We start from the raw sequence: 15,936 nt of genomic DNA on the forward strand, positions 1-15,936 counted from the left end.
ACCCCAACTACCAGAGCCTCCTAAATTACGGGGCTATAGCCGCCTAAGCTGGAGCTATAGCCGCCTAAATCTGTCCGAAGTGTTGGAATAGTTATAGCGGTTCCCTAATGTATGAGGTACACCTCAACTTGATGAAACTTCAGCGAACAAGGGGCTTAAGCCCCTTGTGTGTATTTAACCCGAGTGAGAACCGCTATATGTTTACAGTTATGCTTAGCGTCCCCTCCCAGCCAAGACTGATCTATCCTCTATGGCGGTATGTTGCGATCGCGGCATCTAGTGCGCCCTTGATAGCGGCCTTGAGCATCGGTCTCTTCGGAATGTCTCTGCCCCTGCCCCCCTGCCAGTTCCAAGTCCACTTTGGCTTTCCCTCCCCCAGTTGCGGTCTCACTCGCTCCTTTCTAGCTCTAGTTCGGGGAGATCTGAAGACAGCAATGCAATTCCACGCCTTTGGGCCGCTGATCTTTGCAGGATTTCTCACCATTCTCACGACAGCGGTGCTGGAGTTGCGATCGCGGCGATCGCTGATGAAGATCTACGCCTTTCTGCTCAACTGGCGCGGCCTCGTGCTAATCACAGCCATCTACTTGGGTTACTACTTCCTACGGCTGTGGGTCCGTTATGGAGCAGGCGATTTACCCTGGGGGCTAGACCAAACCGCCCTGTGGCAGTTTGTCAAGATCGGAGCCAAGGCCCTCTAAACCTTGCCCAAGTCCAGAGGTGGCGTTTTCCCAGTGGAGAACCGCTAGAACGTCCATTGATTTCAATGCAAAATTTGCTCTGCTGTTTGGGTGAGGTCTGGGAAGGTTAAGGTTGCGGACTGGAGTAAGGTTTCACCCTCACCAGGCGCTTGATGATCGCCCCATGCCTCCCAGTTCCCAGACCCATGGGCCGCAGTTCCCCCTTCACTAGTTCGTAGCCGCGATCGCGATCGGTCCCATAGGCCAGATATTCATGTAGGGTTAGACGTTGAGTGGCAATGGTCATGGGATCTCCCCAGCAGTGACACTCTGATTAGGGACTCGCAAGAAAATAAGGTACCAATTGCCACCTTGCCTATTAGTGCATTGCTTCGCGTTTCGCAAGCGACATAAAAGGCGAAGCCGCGCCTTAGCGCTATGCACCCTACCAGTGCTCAACGGTTCCGATACTTTATTTAGACACACGTCCCTTATGGCAACGATCTCTGCCTCAGGTATAGCGGCTGAGGACAAGTTCGTTTCCGATAACTTCAGTTCGTTCTAGCCTGCCAGACTAGACTGAAAGTTAGGTAACGGTACAAACACCCTCCGTCGCTCCTGTCGATACTAAAGAAGGGATCAGCACCGTTGCTGGTCATGATGATGCATAGGAAAGGCTTGCTATGGTTCAAGCTCAACCCCGCACTGGCCCGGTCATCACCTGGCCGCCCTTGCCCGACGACTTTAAGTTGCTTGACGATCCGGTGGAAAATATTCAACAGCCACCCCTGGCTGCCGCCCTCACCGATGCCCTGGGAGCCGCCCAGCGCATTCGTCCCGAGATGCTAATCGGCTCTAACTTTGGCTTGGTAGCTGGAGTAGACAGCGAGACCGTGGTGAAAGCACCCGACTGGTTCTACGTCCCCCAGGCGAATCCGGTTCCGGAGGGAGTGGTGCGCCGCAGCTATACCCCCAGTCGAGAAGGGGACCCGGTCGCCATTGTGATGGAGTTTTTGTCCGCTGATGACAACGGCGAGTTGTCCATTCGCGCGCTGCCACCCTACGGCAAGCTCTACTTTTACGAGCAGATTTTGCAGGTGCCAGTCTATGTTATCTACGAGCCCATGGGAGGTCGGTTAGAGGTGCGTCATCTGCAAGGTGGCCGCTATGAACTACAACCCGCCGATGTTGCCGGACGTTTTTGGATTGAGCCGCTGGGGCTATTTTTAGGGGTATGGCGGGGAGAGCGGTTGGCCCAAACCCTGAACTGGCTGCGCTGGTGGGATGCCGACGGCAACCTGCTGCTCTGGAGTGCAGAACAAGCTGAGGCGGAACGTCAGCGGGCTGAAGCTGAGCGACAGCGGGCTGACCGCCTTGCCGCCCTGCTACGCGCCCAGGGCATTGACCCCGACCCAGTCTAGCCAGGGCTGAGGTCTTTGGCGGCGGGGTAGTAGGCGACGATCGCGGTGGTGGACTGCTCAGGGTAGAGCTGGTCGCTTTCGTCCATGGTGAGGCCAATGCGATCAGCTCACAGCAGCCCTAGCCCTCAAGCCCACCCCTGTTTTAAGCGGCATCCCAGATCCTTTCAAGGGTGCTTTCTAGGAATAGAGTGTCTGGCCCGAAGTCCTGTTCGTGGGGCCACTGCACACCTCCGAAAAATAGGCGGACTTGATTGAAATAGTGGGGATTACTCAATTCTCTGAAGATGCCCTTCTCCAGATAGGGTGAAACGTCGAAGCGTCTGACCTCACTATTCTCAAAGAACAGGCGCAACTGACTTTGCTCCAAAGCCTCTACTTTTACAACCTTGGGAGACACTGAAACCTCCTATCGCAATGGATCAATCTTAAAGATTTGCTCACCGGCCACAGCAAGTTCCCAGTCAGCCATCAGTTCATCTTGATGAATTTCTACCCAAGCTTGCACCAACTTCAGTTTGGAGCTACGCAGCTTGCCTTCGAGCAGGACACCCTCTGGGATGGAGATTACAGCCTCTTCACCCTGATACTTCACGTGAATATGGGGTTGATGGTGCTTCCTGTTGTCAAAGAAGTACATCAAGACAATGATTCCATAGAACATGGATACAACAGGCATCTGCTAATCCGCAATATCTGGTCAGTGGAACTGACCAGATTCTATCTTGCCTGCTTAAGCGCTGAAGTATTTGGCGGCGGGGTGGTAGGCGACGATCGCGGTGGTGGACTGCTCAGGATAGAGCTGATCGCTTTCATCAATGGTCATGCCGATGCGATCGCAACCCAGCAGATCCAACTGCACCGGCTGATCCGCCATATTGGGACAAGCGGGATAGCCAAAGCTATAGCGCGATCCCTGGTACCGCTGTTGCAGGATTTCCCGCAGGGTTTCCGGTTCCTGATCCCCAAAGCCTAGCTCCCGCCGAATCCGGGCGTGACACCATTCCGCCATCGCCTCAGCGGTCTGCACCGACAGCCCGTAGTAATAGAGGTAGTCGGTGTACTGATCCGCCTTGAATAGGGTCTGGGCAAATTCCGTCGCCACTTCCCCTACCGTCACCGCCTGCATGGGGAACACGTCGAACTGTCCTGGCTGAGCTATCTCCTTGGGCAAGAAGAAATCTGATATGCAGAGCCGCCGCAGGGATTTTTGCCGGGGGAAGGTGAAGGTGGCGATCGGGTCAGAATTTTGAATTTTGAATTTTGAATTTTGAATCTCCTCTATTACAGAGGGATCGTAGATATACAGCGAATTCCCCTCAGCTAGACAGGGGAAGTAGCCGTAGACGATCTGGGGATGGAGCAGGTTTTCCGCCAGAATGCGTCCCCGCCAGTGCTCCAGAATGGGGTGTACGGTTTCTTGTAGGAAAGCGTCATACTCCTCCCGTGACTGTTCCTTCTGTTTTCGGAATTGCCATTGCCCCACAAACAGCGCTTGCAGATCCAGATAGCCCAACACTTCCTCCAGGGAAATATCTTCAGGGTTGAGGATACGTGTGCCCCAGAAGGGGGGGGTCGGGCGGGGAATAGTGGAGTCTACGGCTTCGGAGCGGGTGGTGTCGAGGGTGGATGGGTGGATGGGTAGATGGGTGGATGGGTTTTCAGCGGCAGTTGTTGCCACTTCTGAATTTTGAATTTTGAATTTTGAATTTTGAATTTCCTCCCCTCTAATTTCTTCCTCTTCATCTAAAAAGCCCCGCAGGTCATCCCAGTTTTCCTGGGCCTTGGCGGGCATGAGTTTGTCCATGAAGTGCAGGTCGGAGAAGGCGTCTTTGCCGTAGACCACGCGACCGTTGTAGGTGCGCTGGCAGTCTTCGTGGACGAACTTGGGGGTTAGTGCTGCACCGCCGAGGATGACAGGGACGGTGATGCCTTCCTGGTTAAAGGTTTCCAGGTTGTCCTTCATGAAGGCGGTGGATTTCACCAGCAGGCCGCTCATGGCAATGCAGTCGGCGTTGTGTTCTCGATAGGCTTGGATGATGTTTTCTACGGGCTGTTTGATGCCTAGGTTCACGACCTTGTAGCCGTTGTTGGAAAGGATGATGTCCACCAGATTTTTGCCGATGTCGTGGACATCGCCTTTGACGGTGGCGATGATGAAGGTGCCTTTGCCGGAGCCGTCGCTGTCGGCTTTTTCCATGTAGGGCTCTAGGTAGGCGACGGCGGCTTTCATGGTCTGGGCGGATTGCAGCACGAAGGGGAGTTGCATTTGCCCGGAGCCGAAGAGTTCCCCCACTACCTTCATGCCGTCGAGGAGGAAGGTATTGATGATTTCGAGGGGGGGATGGGTTTGGAGGGCAGTAGCCAGGGCATCGTCGAGGCCGATGCGTTCGCCGTCGATGATGTGCTGTTTAAGCTGCTCCTCAATGGGCAGATCTTTTGCGATCGCAATTTTCTTCTTAAAGCTCTTGCCCTCAAAGAGCGTCGTCAGCTTGGTCAGGGGATCGTAGCTAACAATGTCGCCATCGTATTGACGGCGATCGTAGATTAGATCCCGACAGACCTGCTGGTGATCGGGCTCGATTTTGGCCAGGGGCAAAATCTTAGCCGCGCTGACGATGGCTCCATCTAGCCCCACCTGCATGGCCTCATGGAGAAACACCGAGTTCAGGGCGACCCGCGCCGCCGGGTTGAGGCCAAAGGAGATATTCGACACCCCCAGCATGATGTGACAACCGGGGAGATGTTCCCGAATCAGGCGAATAGATTCCAGGGTTTCCCGACCATTGACTCGGTCCTCCTCAATCCCGGTGGAAATGGGCAGGGCCAGGGTGTCGTAGAACAGCTCATGGGCGGGAATGCCATATTCCAGGGCATCTCGGTAGGCCCGCTGGGCGATCTGGAATTTCCGCTCGGCACTGCGGGCCATGCCGTCTTCGTCGATGGTGCCGATGACAATGCCCGTGCCATAGGTTTTCGCTAGCTCCAGCACTTTGAAGAACCGCTCGTCCCCATCCTCATAGTTGGTGGAGTTGAGGATGCACTTGCCCCCCGCCACCTTCAGCCCCGCTTCCATCTTTTGCCATTCCGTGGAGTCCAGCATCAGGGGCAGGGTGACGTTGGTGACCAGGCGCGACACCAGCTCGTGCATATCCCGCTCGCCATCGCGGCCCACATAGTCCACATTCACATCCAGGATATGGGCACCCTCTTTCACCTGCGATCGCGCCAGGGCCACCAGGCCATCCCAGTCCTCCGCATTCAGCATCTCCCGGCATTTTTTCGAGCCGCTAGCATTCAGCCGTTCCCCCACAATCAGGAAGGAATTGTCTTGGTCATAGGGCTGGGGACTATAGATAGAGGCGGCGGCGGGGATGTAATTGAGGGCAGGGCGAGGGGAGGGGAGGGGGGTAGAGGGTGAAGGGTAAAGGGTAAAGGGTGCATTCTCTTCACTCTTCACTCCCCACTCTTCACCCTTCACTCCCCACTCTTCACCCTTCACCCGCACGGGTCGCACCTTGGGGCGTAAATCCTTCGCCAACTCCGCCAACTGGGCAATGTGCTCCGGTCGGGTACCACAGCAGCCGCCGATCACCTGTACCCCCAGATCCTCGATGAAGTGCATCAGGGACATGCGGAGTTCCATCGGGGTGAGGCGATAGACCGCATTACCGCCGACATTTTCCGGCAGTCCGGCATTGGGGATGCAGGAAATGACGAAGGGAGACTGTTCCGCCAAGTGCCTGATGTGATCCTTCATCAGGTCTGGCCCCGTGGCGCAGTTGAGCCCCAGAATATCGATGGGGTAGGGCTCCAGAATCGTCAGAGCAGCGGCCATTTCCGTGCCCACCAGCATCGTGCCCTGTTGTTCCATGGTGACGGAGACCATCAGGGGAACGCGATCGCCTCGTTCTGCAAAGACTTCCAGAATGGCATTGAGGGCAGCTTTGATTTGCAGCACATCCTGACAGGTTTCCACCAGCAGCAGGTCTACACCACCATCCAGCAATCCCTTGGCCTGTTCCCCATAGGCTGCCTTCAAGGAATCAAAATCAATGTGACCCAGGGTGGGCAACTTTGTCCCTGGTCCCATGGATCCGGCGACGAAACGGGGTTTCTCGGGGGTGGAATAGTCCTGAGCAACGGATTTAGCGAGAGATGCCGCTACCTTATTCAATTCGTAGGCTCGATCCGCTAGGTCATACTCTGCCAGGACAATGGAGGTGCCGCCAAAGGTGTCGGTCTCGATCACATCGGCCCCGGCGGCTAAAAAGTCGCGATGAACAGTTTTGACCGCTTCGGGATGGGTGATGACCAGATACTCGTTACAGCCCTCATACTCAGGGCCACCGAAATCGGCAGCAGTGAGGTTTTGCACCTGGAGATTAGTGCCCATGGCCCCGTCAAAAACGATGACGGGGTGTTCGGGGCTATGGAGACGATCCAGGAAGGCTCTGTTCATGGTGGGCGGGACTCTGGTGGAAACCCTATTGTTACATGGCTTTCCCCGGTGCGGATTGGGGCATTGAATATGCTGAGGAGAGTCGCAAACAAAGTCGGGGTATGACACCGCAAATTCTTGATTGCGGGACGCTATAAATTGATGGTGAAAGGAAGTCGCTGCCAAAGATACCGATTCCAATGACACCTCAATAGTGCCAAACCCCTATGCCATACTTGGCCTATCGCCTCCCAGGTCGGGAGATGGCGCAATGGGTTCAGATCCCGTTGTTGCCATGGCGCAGACCAGCAAACCTGCCATTTCTTTAGGAAAGGACTGATCCCATGGCTGAATTCAACGGCGTCATGATGCAGTATTTTCATTGGTATAGCCCTGCCGATGGTAATTTGTGGAAACAGGTCGCCGAGTCAGCGACGGATTTGGCCCAGCGTGGCGTCACCTCCCTATGGCTCCCCCCCGCCTACAAGGGCATCGGTGGCGGTTTAGATGTGGGCTATGGCGTCTACGACCTCTTTGACCTAGGGGAATTTGATCAAAAGGGATCCATTCGCACTAAATACGGCACTAAAGATGAATATCTAGCCGCCGTCAAAGCTGCCCAAAGCGCTGGCATTCGCATCTATGCCGATGCGGTGTTCAACCACAGGCTGGGGGCGGATGAAACTGAAGAGGTAGAGGCTACCCCCTTCAATCCCCATAACCGAGGGGAAACCATTGGTGAGTATCAAACTATCAAAGCCTGGACCCACTTCACCTTTCCCGGACGCCAAGGCAAATACTCCACCCTGGAATGGCACTGGTGGCACTTTGATGCCATCGACTACAACGCCTACAACGAGGGCGAGGATGCCATTTACCTGCTCAAGGGCAAGGAATTTGATGGCGGCGTGGATTTAGAGAAGGGCAACTATGACTATCTAATGGGCTGTGACTTAGATATGGCCCATCCCGAGGTGATCGGGGAACTGAATTATTGGGGCGAATGGTATGTCAATCTGACCGAGGTTGAAGGGTTTCGCTTTGATGCAGTGAAGCATGTTCGGGCCGACTTTTTCAGCGCTTGGCTGGACCATGTGAGTCAGAAAACCGGCAAAGAACTGTTTGGAGTGGGAGAATATTGGTCCTATGAGGTGGAAGCTCTCCACCACTTTATCGCCACCACGAATGGGCGCATTACGCTGTTTGATGCGCCACTCCACTACAACTTCCATGTCGCCAGTAAGGCTGGGAAAGACTACGATCTGCGGCGAATTTTTGACAATACTCTGGTGCAAGATCAGCCCGCCCTGGCGGTTACCCTAGTGGATAACCACGATTCCCAACCCTTGCAGTCCTTGGAATCGGTGGTGGAAGCCTGGTTTAAGCCCCTAGCCTATGCCCTAATTCTGCTGCGGCGGGAAGGGTATCCCTGTATCTTTTGCGCGGATTACTACGGGGCGCACTATAAGGATGTGGGCAATGATGGCAATGAACATGAAATTTGGCTTGACAGCCACAAGGAATTGATCGACATCTTCCTAGAGGTGCGTCAGACCTATGCCTTTGGTGACCAGTATGAGTACTTTGACCATCCCAACTGTGTTGGGTGGACCCGCCTAGGCACGGAGGAAAATCCTGGCGGCATGGCGGTGGTGCTCACGAATGCTTCTGATGGCACCAAGTGGATGGATGTGGGCAATCCCAACAGCACCTATCACGACATCACGGGTCATATTGAAACCCCTATCACCACGAATGACGAGGGGTGGGCGGAGTTCCGGTGCAACGGGGGCTCGGTGTCAGTCTGGGTGCCTAAGTCCTGATACTCGGTCTCGTGAACCGTAGGCTCCGCGTGCAGTTCCCAGCTATCGCCCCAATGATGGAGCGATAGCCCAGCACGATTGGAAAGATAATCTCCATGTAATGAAACTTAAGAGAGAAGACCCATTTAGATCTCTCAGGCACAATAGGCGGCAGCTAGGGTCCATATCCTAGACTGGCACAAAGCATAATGCAGCACGGAGAGTAAGGTCGGATGCAGTCCCGTCGATGGTCTTGGGGTCTCAGCCTAGCGTTGGCTGGGATATTGGGTCTACTAATAGTCGTTCTCTTTCCATCTTTCAATCGCCTCATGGCGATTAATCAAGCGGCAGGGCTGCCGGAAATCGCTGACGCCATGGTGATCACTTTAGTCCCAACCCCGAAGGATGACCCCACCGCCACCCAGGATTTAGTCTTGGTCCGCGAGGCTACTGCACCTCAGGAGAGCAACGCCGTCCTAAGCAGAAACCCTGGACAGAACAAAAACGCCCCCCAGAATAGAAACCCTGGACAGACCAGGGCTACTGCCCCTTTAGTGGCCCAGACACCCCCCACTTACCAGCCCCGCCAGGAAATTGCCCTTGCGGACCCGAGTAACTATGGCGATCGCTATGGCACCGATGCCTATGGTCACCCCGTCAATAATCAATTCATTGCCGTGTTGCACGAGACCGTGGGTTCGGCCCAGAGTGCTCTAAACCTGTTTCGGACTTACCACGCTAATGATGCCGACCAGGTCAGCTACCACACGTTGATCGGCCTAGATGGTACTGTTTACTACATCGTGCCGCCAGAAAACCGGGCCTATGGGGCAGGTAACTCAGTCTTCGACGGTCCTAACGGTCCTGAGACTGTGACGACAAACCCGGCCTTTCCCCCATCAGTCAATAACTTTGCCTACCACGTTTCCCTAGAAACCCCCAGTGATGGGCGGGGCAACAGTACTACCCACAGTGGTTATACCCAGGCTCAGTACGATTCTCTAGCTTGGCTGCTGTCCCGCAGCAACATCCCCGACAATCGCATTACAACCCATCGCCGAGTTGATCGCTCTGGCTCTCGCCTAGATCCCCGCAGCTTTGACTTCACTCGATTGCTGACGCTGCTGCACCGTTATCCCAACCGATCTGGGCTGTCTGGGTAGCGGTTTCTGCCGGGTTAGGCTGCCAGTTCTTGATCAAGCTATGTAGGGTTTGGGGTAAGGGATCTCCCAGCCCTGGATGGGGCAAGTAGGCCGTCACCAGTAGGACAGTACCAAATAAAAGCACAAGACGCCAGGGTCGCAGTTCTGGGATTGGCATGGATGGAATCTCCAATAGGGTGAAACCCTTGATGACTCGCGTCAGTATCCGTATGGAATTGGGCTCTAGAGGCTACTACAGCGCCGCAATCTCACTTTCAGGATTATGTAAATTTTTCCTGTTTCCGGAGGCCAATCAGGGCCGATTTATAAATTGGCTCCCATTTTTGCTTGGGCTGCCGCTGGGGAATGGTGAGGTCGCAGGGGAAAGATCCGGGCTGTGGGGGGCGGCGGCATCACTCGCTGCTCCTGGGCTGGGCTGGGATTCTTCAGGCGCGTCCAATGCCCTCCTGCCTGGATCTGCTGGTATGCCTCTTCTAGGGTTGGCAGTAGGGGACTGTCTTGCTGCCAATGGGCCGTTATGGCCTCATCACACCAATTCTGAATCTGGGGCATGACCCGTCGATGGGCTCCCTGGTCTCGCAACAGCTTCATAGCCGCTGCCTCTGTCCACAGGGTCAGCGTCCAATAGGTGTGATGGGCATCCGCTGCCACCCCTCCGGCAATGAAGCCAGGGGTACGTTGGGCCTGTCGTGTGGTCAGCAGGTTATGCATCATAAAGGCGGGCAAATGCCAGGGCGATCGCAGTCGGAGTCGGGTCACAGAGACAAAATACATGGCGGCCTCCTAGAAATCACTAAAAGTGCATATTCACTAAAATGAATATAAACCATATTCATCTTTTTGGGTATCTTTGCCCTGAATTTGGGTCGGAGTGGTCCTATCCCAGGTCCTATCCCAGGGCAACCTGTTCGGGCGTCACTCTTTCACGGAATCGGGATAGTCGGTAGACTGAGGAAAGAAAGTAACGAAATGTAACGGCGCTATGGCTCCCGCTTCGGCAAGTTCTGTGGTTGTAATCGGCGGCGGTATTGGTGGCCTGACGGCGGCGGCGTTGTTGGCCAAGCGGGGGTATGCGGTCACCGTCTTTGACCAGGCCCAGGTGCCGGGGGGCTGTGCCTCTACCTTTCGGCGGCGGGGTTTTACGTTTGACGTGGGGGCGACCCAGGTGGCAGGGCTAGAGCCAGGGGGGATTCACCACCAGATCTTTGCGGAGTTGGAGATGCCACTGCCAGAGTCCAGCTTCTGCGACCCCGCCTGTGCCGTGTACCTGCCGGGGGAAACGGAGCCGGTGCAGGTCTGGCGCGATCGCGATCGCTGGCGGGCAGAGCGGCAACGCCAGTTTCCCGGCAGTGAACCCTTTTGGCACCTGTTGCAAACCCTGTTTCAAGCCAGTTGGCGCTTCCAAGGGCGACAGCCCGTGCTCCCCCCTCGCAGTCCGTGGGATTTGGGGCAGTTGGTGGCTGCGGTACGACCTGACACCCTGGTGACGATTCCCTTCACCTTCACCACCGTGGGTCAAGCGTTAAAAGCCTTGGGCCTCTATGGCGATCGTCGCCTCAAAACCTTTCTGGATCTTCAGCTCAAGCTCTATTCCCAAGTTGGGGCCGATGACACTGCCCTGCTCTATGCCGCCACCGCCCTCAGCGTGGCCCAGGCTCCCCAGGGATTGTTCCATCTCCACGGCAGTATGCAGGTGTTGAGTGATCGCCTAGTAGCTGCCCTAGAACGGGATGGCGGCAAGGTGCTGATGGGCCATACCGTTGAGCACATTGCCCTAGATCAGGGCCGTCCCACTGGAGTCACAGTCCGTCATCAAAAAACTGGAGAAACCTGGACTCAGCCCGCTGACCAGATCGTGGCCAATGTGACTGTGCAGAATTTGGTCCAACTCCTGGGGAATCAGGCTCCTCGGGGCTATCGGCAGCGAGTGCGATCGCTACCCGCTGCCTCTGGGGCCTTTGTTCTCTACCTGGGGGTAGATCAGGCGGCAATCCCGCCCCACTGTCCACCCCACCTACAATTTCTCTACGACGGAGATGGTCCTATTGGAGAAAACAATTCCCTGTTTCTTTCCGTCAGCCGTCCCGGCGATGGTCGCGCCCCGGAGGGCAGGGCGACGGTGATTGCCTCTTCTTTTACCGACCTAGAGGACTGGGCACAGACCCAGGACTACCCTACCCGTAAGCAACGCTATACCGAGGTGGCCCTCAGTCACCTGGGTCAGTTTTTTGATCTGCGGCCAGAGCATCTACTCCACATCGAAGCGGCTACCCCCCGTACCTTTGCCCATTTCACTGGTCGCGATCGCGGTGCTGTGGGTGGCTTGGGGATGCGGCTCCGCACCTTTGGCCCCTTTGGTTTTGCCAACCGCACCCCCATTCCCGCTCTGTGGCTGGTGGGGGACTGCACCCATCCCGGCGAGGGCACCGCTGGCGTCAGCTATTCTGCCCTCACCGTCGTCCGCCAAATTGAGGCGACAATGGGGTCTTGAGTTCGGGGCTATACCAAACCCGTGCGGGGCATCAAGTACACCGCATCTTCGCCATCGGTTTCCTGGAGATATACCTTCACAGCCTCCTCGCGGGCGGTGGGCAGTACCTTGCCCACAAAGTCGGGATGGATGGGCAACTGGCGATGGCCGCGATCAATCAGCACCGCCAATTGAATCATGTCCGGTCGCCCGTAGTCATTCACCGCATTCAGCGCCGCGCGAATCGTGCGCCCACTGTAGATGACATCATCCACCAGCACCACAGTTTTGCCCGATAGGTCAAAGGGCAACTCGGTTCGGGCCGGGGTGCGAATGCCAATGCTGTCCAGATCATCCCGATAAAGGGTGATGTCCAAGGAGCCTAGGAGAACAGGCTGCCCCTCTAAATGCTGGATGTGCTGGGCAATACGCTGGGCCAAGGGCACCCCTCGGCTGTAAATGCCCAGCAGTACCAGAGTCTCTACCCCCCCTGCCCGCTCAATCAGTTCCGAAGCCAGCCGATTCACCGTGCGGCGCAGCTCCGCCGCCGACAAAATTTCGACCCTTTTAGTCATATCAGCCTTCCCACTATGCCCAGGTTTAGTCCAGCAAGGTGTGTCATACCCCTACGCTTGGACTTGCTCCACGTCAGCTACTGTTAGATCCAGGGCGGCGGCGACCTGATTCACTGTCAGCCCTAAGCTCAGCAAACGAGATACAGCCGCAAGGCGGGTTTGGCGCTCTTGGTTGAGTGCCTGCTCAGCCTGCTCAGCCCGCTGTCGTTCTTGGTTGAGTGCCTGCTCAGCTTGTTCCGCTCGCTGCCATTCTTGCTCCTCCGGCAGCAACACCAAATGGCCTTGTCCATCGTAGAACCGAAGCCAAGGGGTCGTTTCCCGAAAAATTTCCCCTTGCCAAAGTCCCAGCCATAGGCCCAGAGTTTCGCACCAAAGCCAGCCCCGCTCGTTCTTGGTCAGCTCTCGATAACCCTGCTCTCCCAGTCGCCACCCCTGCAACGAGTCAGGGTCAAAGGGGTCATAAATGAAGTACTCCCGTGTGCGGAAGGTATCGGCGTAGAGGTGTTTTTTGTCCTGGCGATCAATAGTGGCGGTGCTGGGAGACATCAGTTCTACGATGACATCGGGGTAGCGTCCGTCTTCCTCCCAAATCGCCCAATATTTGCGCTCTTTGCTACCGTCTACATTCAAGGTTACAAAGAAGTCAGGACCGCGAAAACCTTGGTTTCGGGCCTGTCGCGTGCTGTAGTAGACGAACATATTACCGCCAGTGAAGTAGTCTTGGCGGGGCATGAGGGCAGCGTGGGTGCTGGCAATCAGAACATTCATGGCGATGCGATGGCGGTTGCTTTCCAAGGGCACGCCATCGTCGTAAATCAAATTGCTGGGAGGAAGGGATGGTGTTTCTGGCAGGTGGGTGAGTTCGGCGGTCATGGCGGGGCTGAGGTCGCTTGACTTTTGGCTCAATGGGGTGGGGGATTGGTGCTATAAACTGGCAAAGTACCCACAGTGTAGGCCATAACGCAGGGTCAGCCCGACTAGGCCCACCGCCAGCCACAGCAGACAGGCACGGCGGGTTAGACCCAGGGCTTGGACCACCACCAGCGCGGTAATGGCGCGATTAGCATTTCCCAGTAAAGGTTTTACCTTCACCCGTCCTCGGTAGTAATTTTCGCCCCCCAGTTGCACCCCCAGGGCGGCGGCATAGGCGCATTCACTCCAGCCCGCATTGGGGCTGGGGTCCGCTGGGGCATCCCGTTGGCACAGAGACCAGACCCAGCGGGGGCGTCCTGACAACAGGGCAATGGTGAGCACCGTCAGACGACAGGGAAGCCAGGTGGCGCAGTCTTCCAAACGCGCACTGGCCCAACCCAGGTGGGTATGGGGGGCGTCGCGGTAGCCCACCATCGAATCCAAGGTGCTGAGTCCCTTGTAGGCCAGGGCCAGACCCACCCCCATGGCGGGATTCATGGCCAGCCCCACCAGTCCGTAGAATAGGGGGGCGAGAACGCCATCGGTGGCATTCTCGCTGACGGTTTCCAATACGGCCCGTAGCACTTCTGGGGCGGATAGGGTTTCTGTGTCTCGGCCCACGTAGAGTCGAAGTTTTTGCCGTGCCTCGACCAGATTCCCCTGGTTCAGGGGGGTAAGTACAGACTCGGCGGCATCCCGCAGACTGCGCCCCGCCAGACAACTGGCAAAGAGAAGGCTGGAGATCGCGATGCCTGCCGCTGAATTCCAGTGCCAGATCCCGGCCACCGCGACGGCTCCTACCCCGCCACTGAACAGGGGCAACCCTAGGGCGAGGACAATTCCGGCCCATCTTTGCCCCCAGGGGGACAGGATAGTCGCTAGCGCCCAGCGGCTATAGTGCTGAATGCCCCAGCCCATGGCTTGGACGGGGTGGGGCCAGTGCCAGGGATCACCAATGAGAAAATCTGCGATCGCAGCCAGCAGCGGCACCAGCAGGGACTCCAGTAGTGGAGCGCTACACCACAAAGCTGGCATCCTCGCCGTGGGCCGCCTGCCAACTGCGGGCATCGTAATAGAGGTCTTCCAGGGAAATGCTGTAGAGGGCAGTCTTCATTTTTTCGTGGAGGCGCTTCCAAATGCTGAGGGTGGCCCAGTCCTCCGCTTGGTCCGCTTGGGGCTGGTAGCGGGGTAGGGGATCCACTGTTTCTCCCACTGCCTCCAGAATTTGCCCCAGGGAAATGTCCACCGGCAGCCGGGTCAGCCGATAGCCCCCCTGGGCTCCCCGGACAGACTCTACCAACCCCGCCCGCCGCAGTTCGATCAGGAGTTTTTCTAAATAGGGGGCGGGGAGGTCTTGGCGTTGTGCGATCGCAGTGACCGAAGCCAGTTTTCCGGGCGGCTGAAAGCTCAGGTCCAGCAGGGCTTTGACGCTGTAGTGGCCGCGCTTGGTGAGTTTCATGGGGCCGGGGCTAAAACGGGCTAGGAGATTCGCTGCGATCCAGGGAAAGTCGCAGGATCGACAGCGTTAGGATCACTAAAAACAGCGCCAGTCCGACGGTACAGGCATAGCTCATTTCCAACTGCTGGAAGGCTTGTTCGTAGACGTAGTACACGATGGTTTTAGAGCTATTCAGCGGTCCCCCCTGGGTCATGATGTAGATTTCTTCAAAGACCTTGGTGGCGGAGATAGCCGAGATCACCGTGACCAAAAATAGGTAGGGCCGCATCAGGGGAATGGTGATATCCCAGTGCCGTTTCCAGCCGTCGGAGCCGTCGATGGCGGCGGCTTCGTAGAGATCGGCGGGAATCGTCTGCAATCCCGCCAGGTAGATCACCATGTAGTAGCCCAGTCCTTTCCAAATCGTCACCACCATAACGCTGGGTAGGGCTAGGGCGGGACTGGTGAGCCAGGGCACCGCCTTTTCCAGTAGGCCACTGCCCACAAGTACTTGGTTCAGCAGGCCATTCTCGGCATAAAGCCAGCGCCATGCAATCCCCGCTACCACCATGGAAATCACCACCGGGGTGTAGTAGGCCACCCGAAACCAGCGAATCCCCCGCAACTTTTGATTCACCAGGATCGCCAGCCCCAGGGGCAAGATCGCCAGCAGCGGCACCACCCCGACCAGGTAAATCAAGGTGTTTTTAACCGTGATCCAAAAGGTGCGATCGCGCAGCAGAGTTTGAAAATTGTCTAGCCCCACCCACCGGGGCGGTTGCGTAACATCAAAGCCATATTCGGTAAAGCTCAGATACAGCGCTTGTAGGGCGGGCCAAAACACCGTCAACCCCAGCACAATCAAAGCCGGGGCCAGAAACAAGTAGGGGATCAAAAATTGTAAGAGGGGCCGTCCGCGATCGTGGGAGGGCTCCGGCAGGGAGTTGGGTTTGAACAGCATAGGTCACGCTTCGCTAACCCATCCTACAGTCACCCGGCACTGGGCAGGGCGGGTTTTGAGCGTTAACCTCTGGATT

At 56.5% G+C, this 15,936-nt stretch carries 16 protein-coding genes; 5 read left to right on the top strand and 11 right to left on the bottom strand.

All coding sequences use genetic code 11. The annotated features are described in order from the left end of the window. The first annotated feature begins 197 nt into the window (after positions 1-197). On the top strand, positions 198-701 hold the full coding sequence (locus tag LEP6406_RS32080; RefSeq protein ID WP_225886512.1) for a DUF2752 domain-containing protein: 504 nt from the start codon (positions 198-200) through the stop codon (positions 699-701). Positions 702-807: 106 nt separating this feature from the next. Here the strand turns inward: LEP6406_RS32080 and LEP6406_RS0211730 are convergent, their stop codons facing one another. Then, the gene (locus LEP6406_RS0211730; protein ID WP_008311615.1) at positions 808-987 is read right to left on the bottom strand and encodes a PDDEXK family nuclease; all 180 of its coding nucleotides are present in this window, start codon (positions 985-987) and stop codon (positions 808-810) included. Positions 988-1,363: 376 nt separating this feature from the next. Between LEP6406_RS0211730 and LEP6406_RS0211735 the strand changes: the two genes are divergently transcribed. Then, entirely contained in the window at positions 1,364-2,101 is a 738-nt protein-coding gene (locus LEP6406_RS0211735; protein ID WP_008311614.1) for a Uma2 family endonuclease, read from the top strand. 142 nt (positions 2,102-2,243) lie between these two features. Here the strand turns inward: LEP6406_RS0211735 and LEP6406_RS35620 are convergent, their stop codons facing one another. From LEP6406_RS35620 to metH, 3 genes are read right to left on the bottom strand one after another with little or no spacing between them, the layout of a single operon-like run. Further along, a complete protein-coding gene (locus LEP6406_RS35620) occupies positions 2,244-2,498 on the bottom strand; it encodes a DUF2442 domain-containing protein (RefSeq protein WP_008311610.1) in 255 nt (84 codons plus the stop codon). 9 nt (positions 2,499-2,507) lie between these two features. Beyond that, a complete protein-coding gene (locus LEP6406_RS0211750; RefSeq protein ID WP_008311608.1) occupies positions 2,508-2,777 on the bottom strand; it encodes a DUF4160 domain-containing protein in 270 nt (89 codons plus the stop codon). A gap of 54 nt (positions 2,778-2,831) precedes the next feature. Then, a complete protein-coding gene (metH, locus tag LEP6406_RS0211755) occupies positions 2,832-6,560 on the bottom strand; it encodes a methionine synthase (protein WP_008311606.1) in 3,729 nt (1,242 codons plus the stop codon). Between the two features lie 323 nt (positions 6,561-6,883). Between metH and LEP6406_RS0211760 the strand changes: the two genes are divergently transcribed. Both LEP6406_RS0211760 and LEP6406_RS30265 read left to right on the top strand, forming a co-directional pair. Then, the gene (locus LEP6406_RS0211760; protein WP_008311604.1) at positions 6,884-8,362 is read left to right on the top strand and encodes an alpha-amylase; all 1,479 of its coding nucleotides are present in this window, start codon (positions 6,884-6,886) and stop codon (positions 8,360-8,362) included. Between the two features lie 308 nt (positions 8,363-8,670). Next, positions 8,671-9,504, top strand: a complete 834-nt coding sequence (locus tag LEP6406_RS30265; protein ID WP_008311602.1) for a peptidoglycan recognition protein family protein — start codon at positions 8,671-8,673, stop codon at positions 9,502-9,504. On the opposite strand, the gene LEP6406_RS32845 is transcribed toward LEP6406_RS30265, so the two are convergent. Both LEP6406_RS32845 and LEP6406_RS27720 read right to left on the bottom strand, forming a co-directional pair. Continuing rightward, positions 9,446-9,661 (bottom strand): hypothetical protein, encoded by a 216-nt coding sequence (locus tag LEP6406_RS32845; protein WP_008311601.1) that lies wholly within the window; start codon positions 9,659-9,661, stop codon positions 9,446-9,448. The genes LEP6406_RS30265 and LEP6406_RS32845 overlap by 59 nt on opposite strands. A 146-nt stretch (positions 9,662-9,807) precedes the next feature. After that, a complete protein-coding gene (locus LEP6406_RS27720) occupies positions 9,808-10,278 on the bottom strand; it encodes a hypothetical protein (RefSeq protein ID WP_008311600.1) in 471 nt (156 codons plus the stop codon). A 208-nt stretch (positions 10,279-10,486) separates the two neighbouring features. On the opposite strand from LEP6406_RS27720, the gene crtD reads away from it, so the two are divergent. After that, positions 10,487-11,995: a C-3',4' desaturase CrtD gene (crtD, locus tag LEP6406_RS0211775; protein WP_008311599.1), complete on the top strand. Its 1,509-nt coding sequence runs from the start codon at positions 10,487-10,489 to the stop codon at positions 11,993-11,995. A gap of 8 nt (positions 11,996-12,003) precedes the next feature. On the opposite strand, the gene pyrR is transcribed toward crtD, so the two are convergent. From pyrR to LEP6406_RS0211800, 5 genes are read right to left on the bottom strand one after another with little or no spacing between them, the layout of a single operon-like run. Then, on the bottom strand, positions 12,004-12,549 hold the full coding sequence (pyrR, locus tag LEP6406_RS0211780) for a bifunctional pyr operon transcriptional regulator/uracil phosphoribosyltransferase PyrR (RefSeq protein WP_008311598.1): 546 nt from the start codon (positions 12,547-12,549) through the stop codon (positions 12,004-12,006). 51 nt (positions 12,550-12,600) lie between these two features. After that, entirely contained in the window at positions 12,601-13,455 is an 855-nt protein-coding gene (locus LEP6406_RS0211785) for a Uma2 family endonuclease (protein WP_263971169.1), read from the bottom strand. Between the two features lie 18 nt (positions 13,456-13,473). Next, positions 13,474-14,496, bottom strand: a complete 1,023-nt coding sequence (gene cbiB / locus LEP6406_RS0211790; protein ID WP_008311594.1) for an adenosylcobinamide-phosphate synthase CbiB — start codon at positions 14,494-14,496, stop codon at positions 13,474-13,476. Next, complete coding sequence (locus LEP6406_RS0211795; RefSeq protein ID WP_008311593.1) at positions 14,477-14,920, bottom strand: Rrf2 family transcriptional regulator; 444 nt, start codon at positions 14,918-14,920, stop codon at positions 14,477-14,479. The genes cbiB and LEP6406_RS0211795 overlap by 20 nt, the downstream gene beginning before the upstream one ends. Before the next feature lie 10 nt (positions 14,921-14,930). Then, the gene (locus LEP6406_RS0211800; protein WP_008311591.1) at positions 14,931-15,860 is read right to left on the bottom strand and encodes a carbohydrate ABC transporter permease; all 930 of its coding nucleotides are present in this window, start codon (positions 15,858-15,860) and stop codon (positions 14,931-14,933) included. Positions 15,861-15,936 lie beyond the last annotated feature (76 nt).

The sequence above is a fragment of the Leptolyngbya sp. PCC 6406 genome, assembly GCF_000332095.2.
GTDB lineage: Bacteria > Cyanobacteriota > Cyanobacteriia > Phormidesmidales > Phormidesmidaceae > PCC-6406.

Bases quoted from the DNA above. Each gene is read 5' to 3' on its own strand.
- cbiB (WP_008311594.1), bottom strand. From the start codon at position 14,496: ATGCCAGCTTTGTGGTGTAGCGCTCCACTACTGGAGTCCCTGCTGGTG.
- LEP6406_RS0211750 (WP_008311608.1), bottom strand. From the start codon at position 2,777: ATGCCTGTTGTATCCATGTTCTATGGAATCATTGTCTTGATGTACTTC.
- LEP6406_RS30265 (WP_008311602.1), top strand. From the start codon at position 8,671: ATGGCGATTAATCAAGCGGCAGGGCTGCCGGAAATCGCTGACGCCATG.
- LEP6406_RS32080 (WP_225886512.1), top strand. From the start codon at position 198: ATGTTTACAGTTATGCTTAGCGTCCCCTCCCAGCCAAGACTGATCTAT.
- LEP6406_RS27720 (WP_008311600.1), bottom strand. From the start codon at position 10,278: ATGTATTTTGTCTCTGTGACCCGACTCCGACTGCGATCGCCCTGGCAT.
- LEP6406_RS0211800 (WP_008311591.1), bottom strand. From the start codon at position 15,860: ATGCTGTTCAAACCCAACTCCCTGCCGGAGCCCTCCCACGATCGCGGA.
- LEP6406_RS32845 (WP_008311601.1), bottom strand. From the start codon at position 9,661: ATGCCAATCCCAGAACTGCGACCCTGGCGTCTTGTGCTTTTATTTGGT.
- LEP6406_RS0211795 (WP_008311593.1), bottom strand. From the start codon at position 14,920: ATGAAACTCACCAAGCGCGGCCACTACAGCGTCAAAGCCCTGCTGGAC.
- crtD (WP_008311599.1), top strand. From the start codon at position 10,487: ATGGCTCCCGCTTCGGCAAGTTCTGTGGTTGTAATCGGCGGCGGTATT.
- metH (WP_008311606.1), bottom strand. From the start codon at position 6,560: ATGAACAGAGCCTTCCTGGATCGTCTCCATAGCCCCGAACACCCCGTC.
- pyrR (WP_008311598.1), bottom strand. From the start codon at position 12,549: ATGACTAAAAGGGTCGAAATTTTGTCGGCGGCGGAGCTGCGCCGCACG.
- LEP6406_RS0211760 (WP_008311604.1), top strand. From the start codon at position 6,884: ATGGCTGAATTCAACGGCGTCATGATGCAGTATTTTCATTGGTATAGC.
- LEP6406_RS0211735 (WP_008311614.1), top strand. From the start codon at position 1,364: ATGGTTCAAGCTCAACCCCGCACTGGCCCGGTCATCACCTGGCCGCCC.
- LEP6406_RS0211730 (WP_008311615.1), bottom strand. From the start codon at position 987: ATGACCATTGCCACTCAACGTCTAACCCTACATGAATATCTGGCCTAT.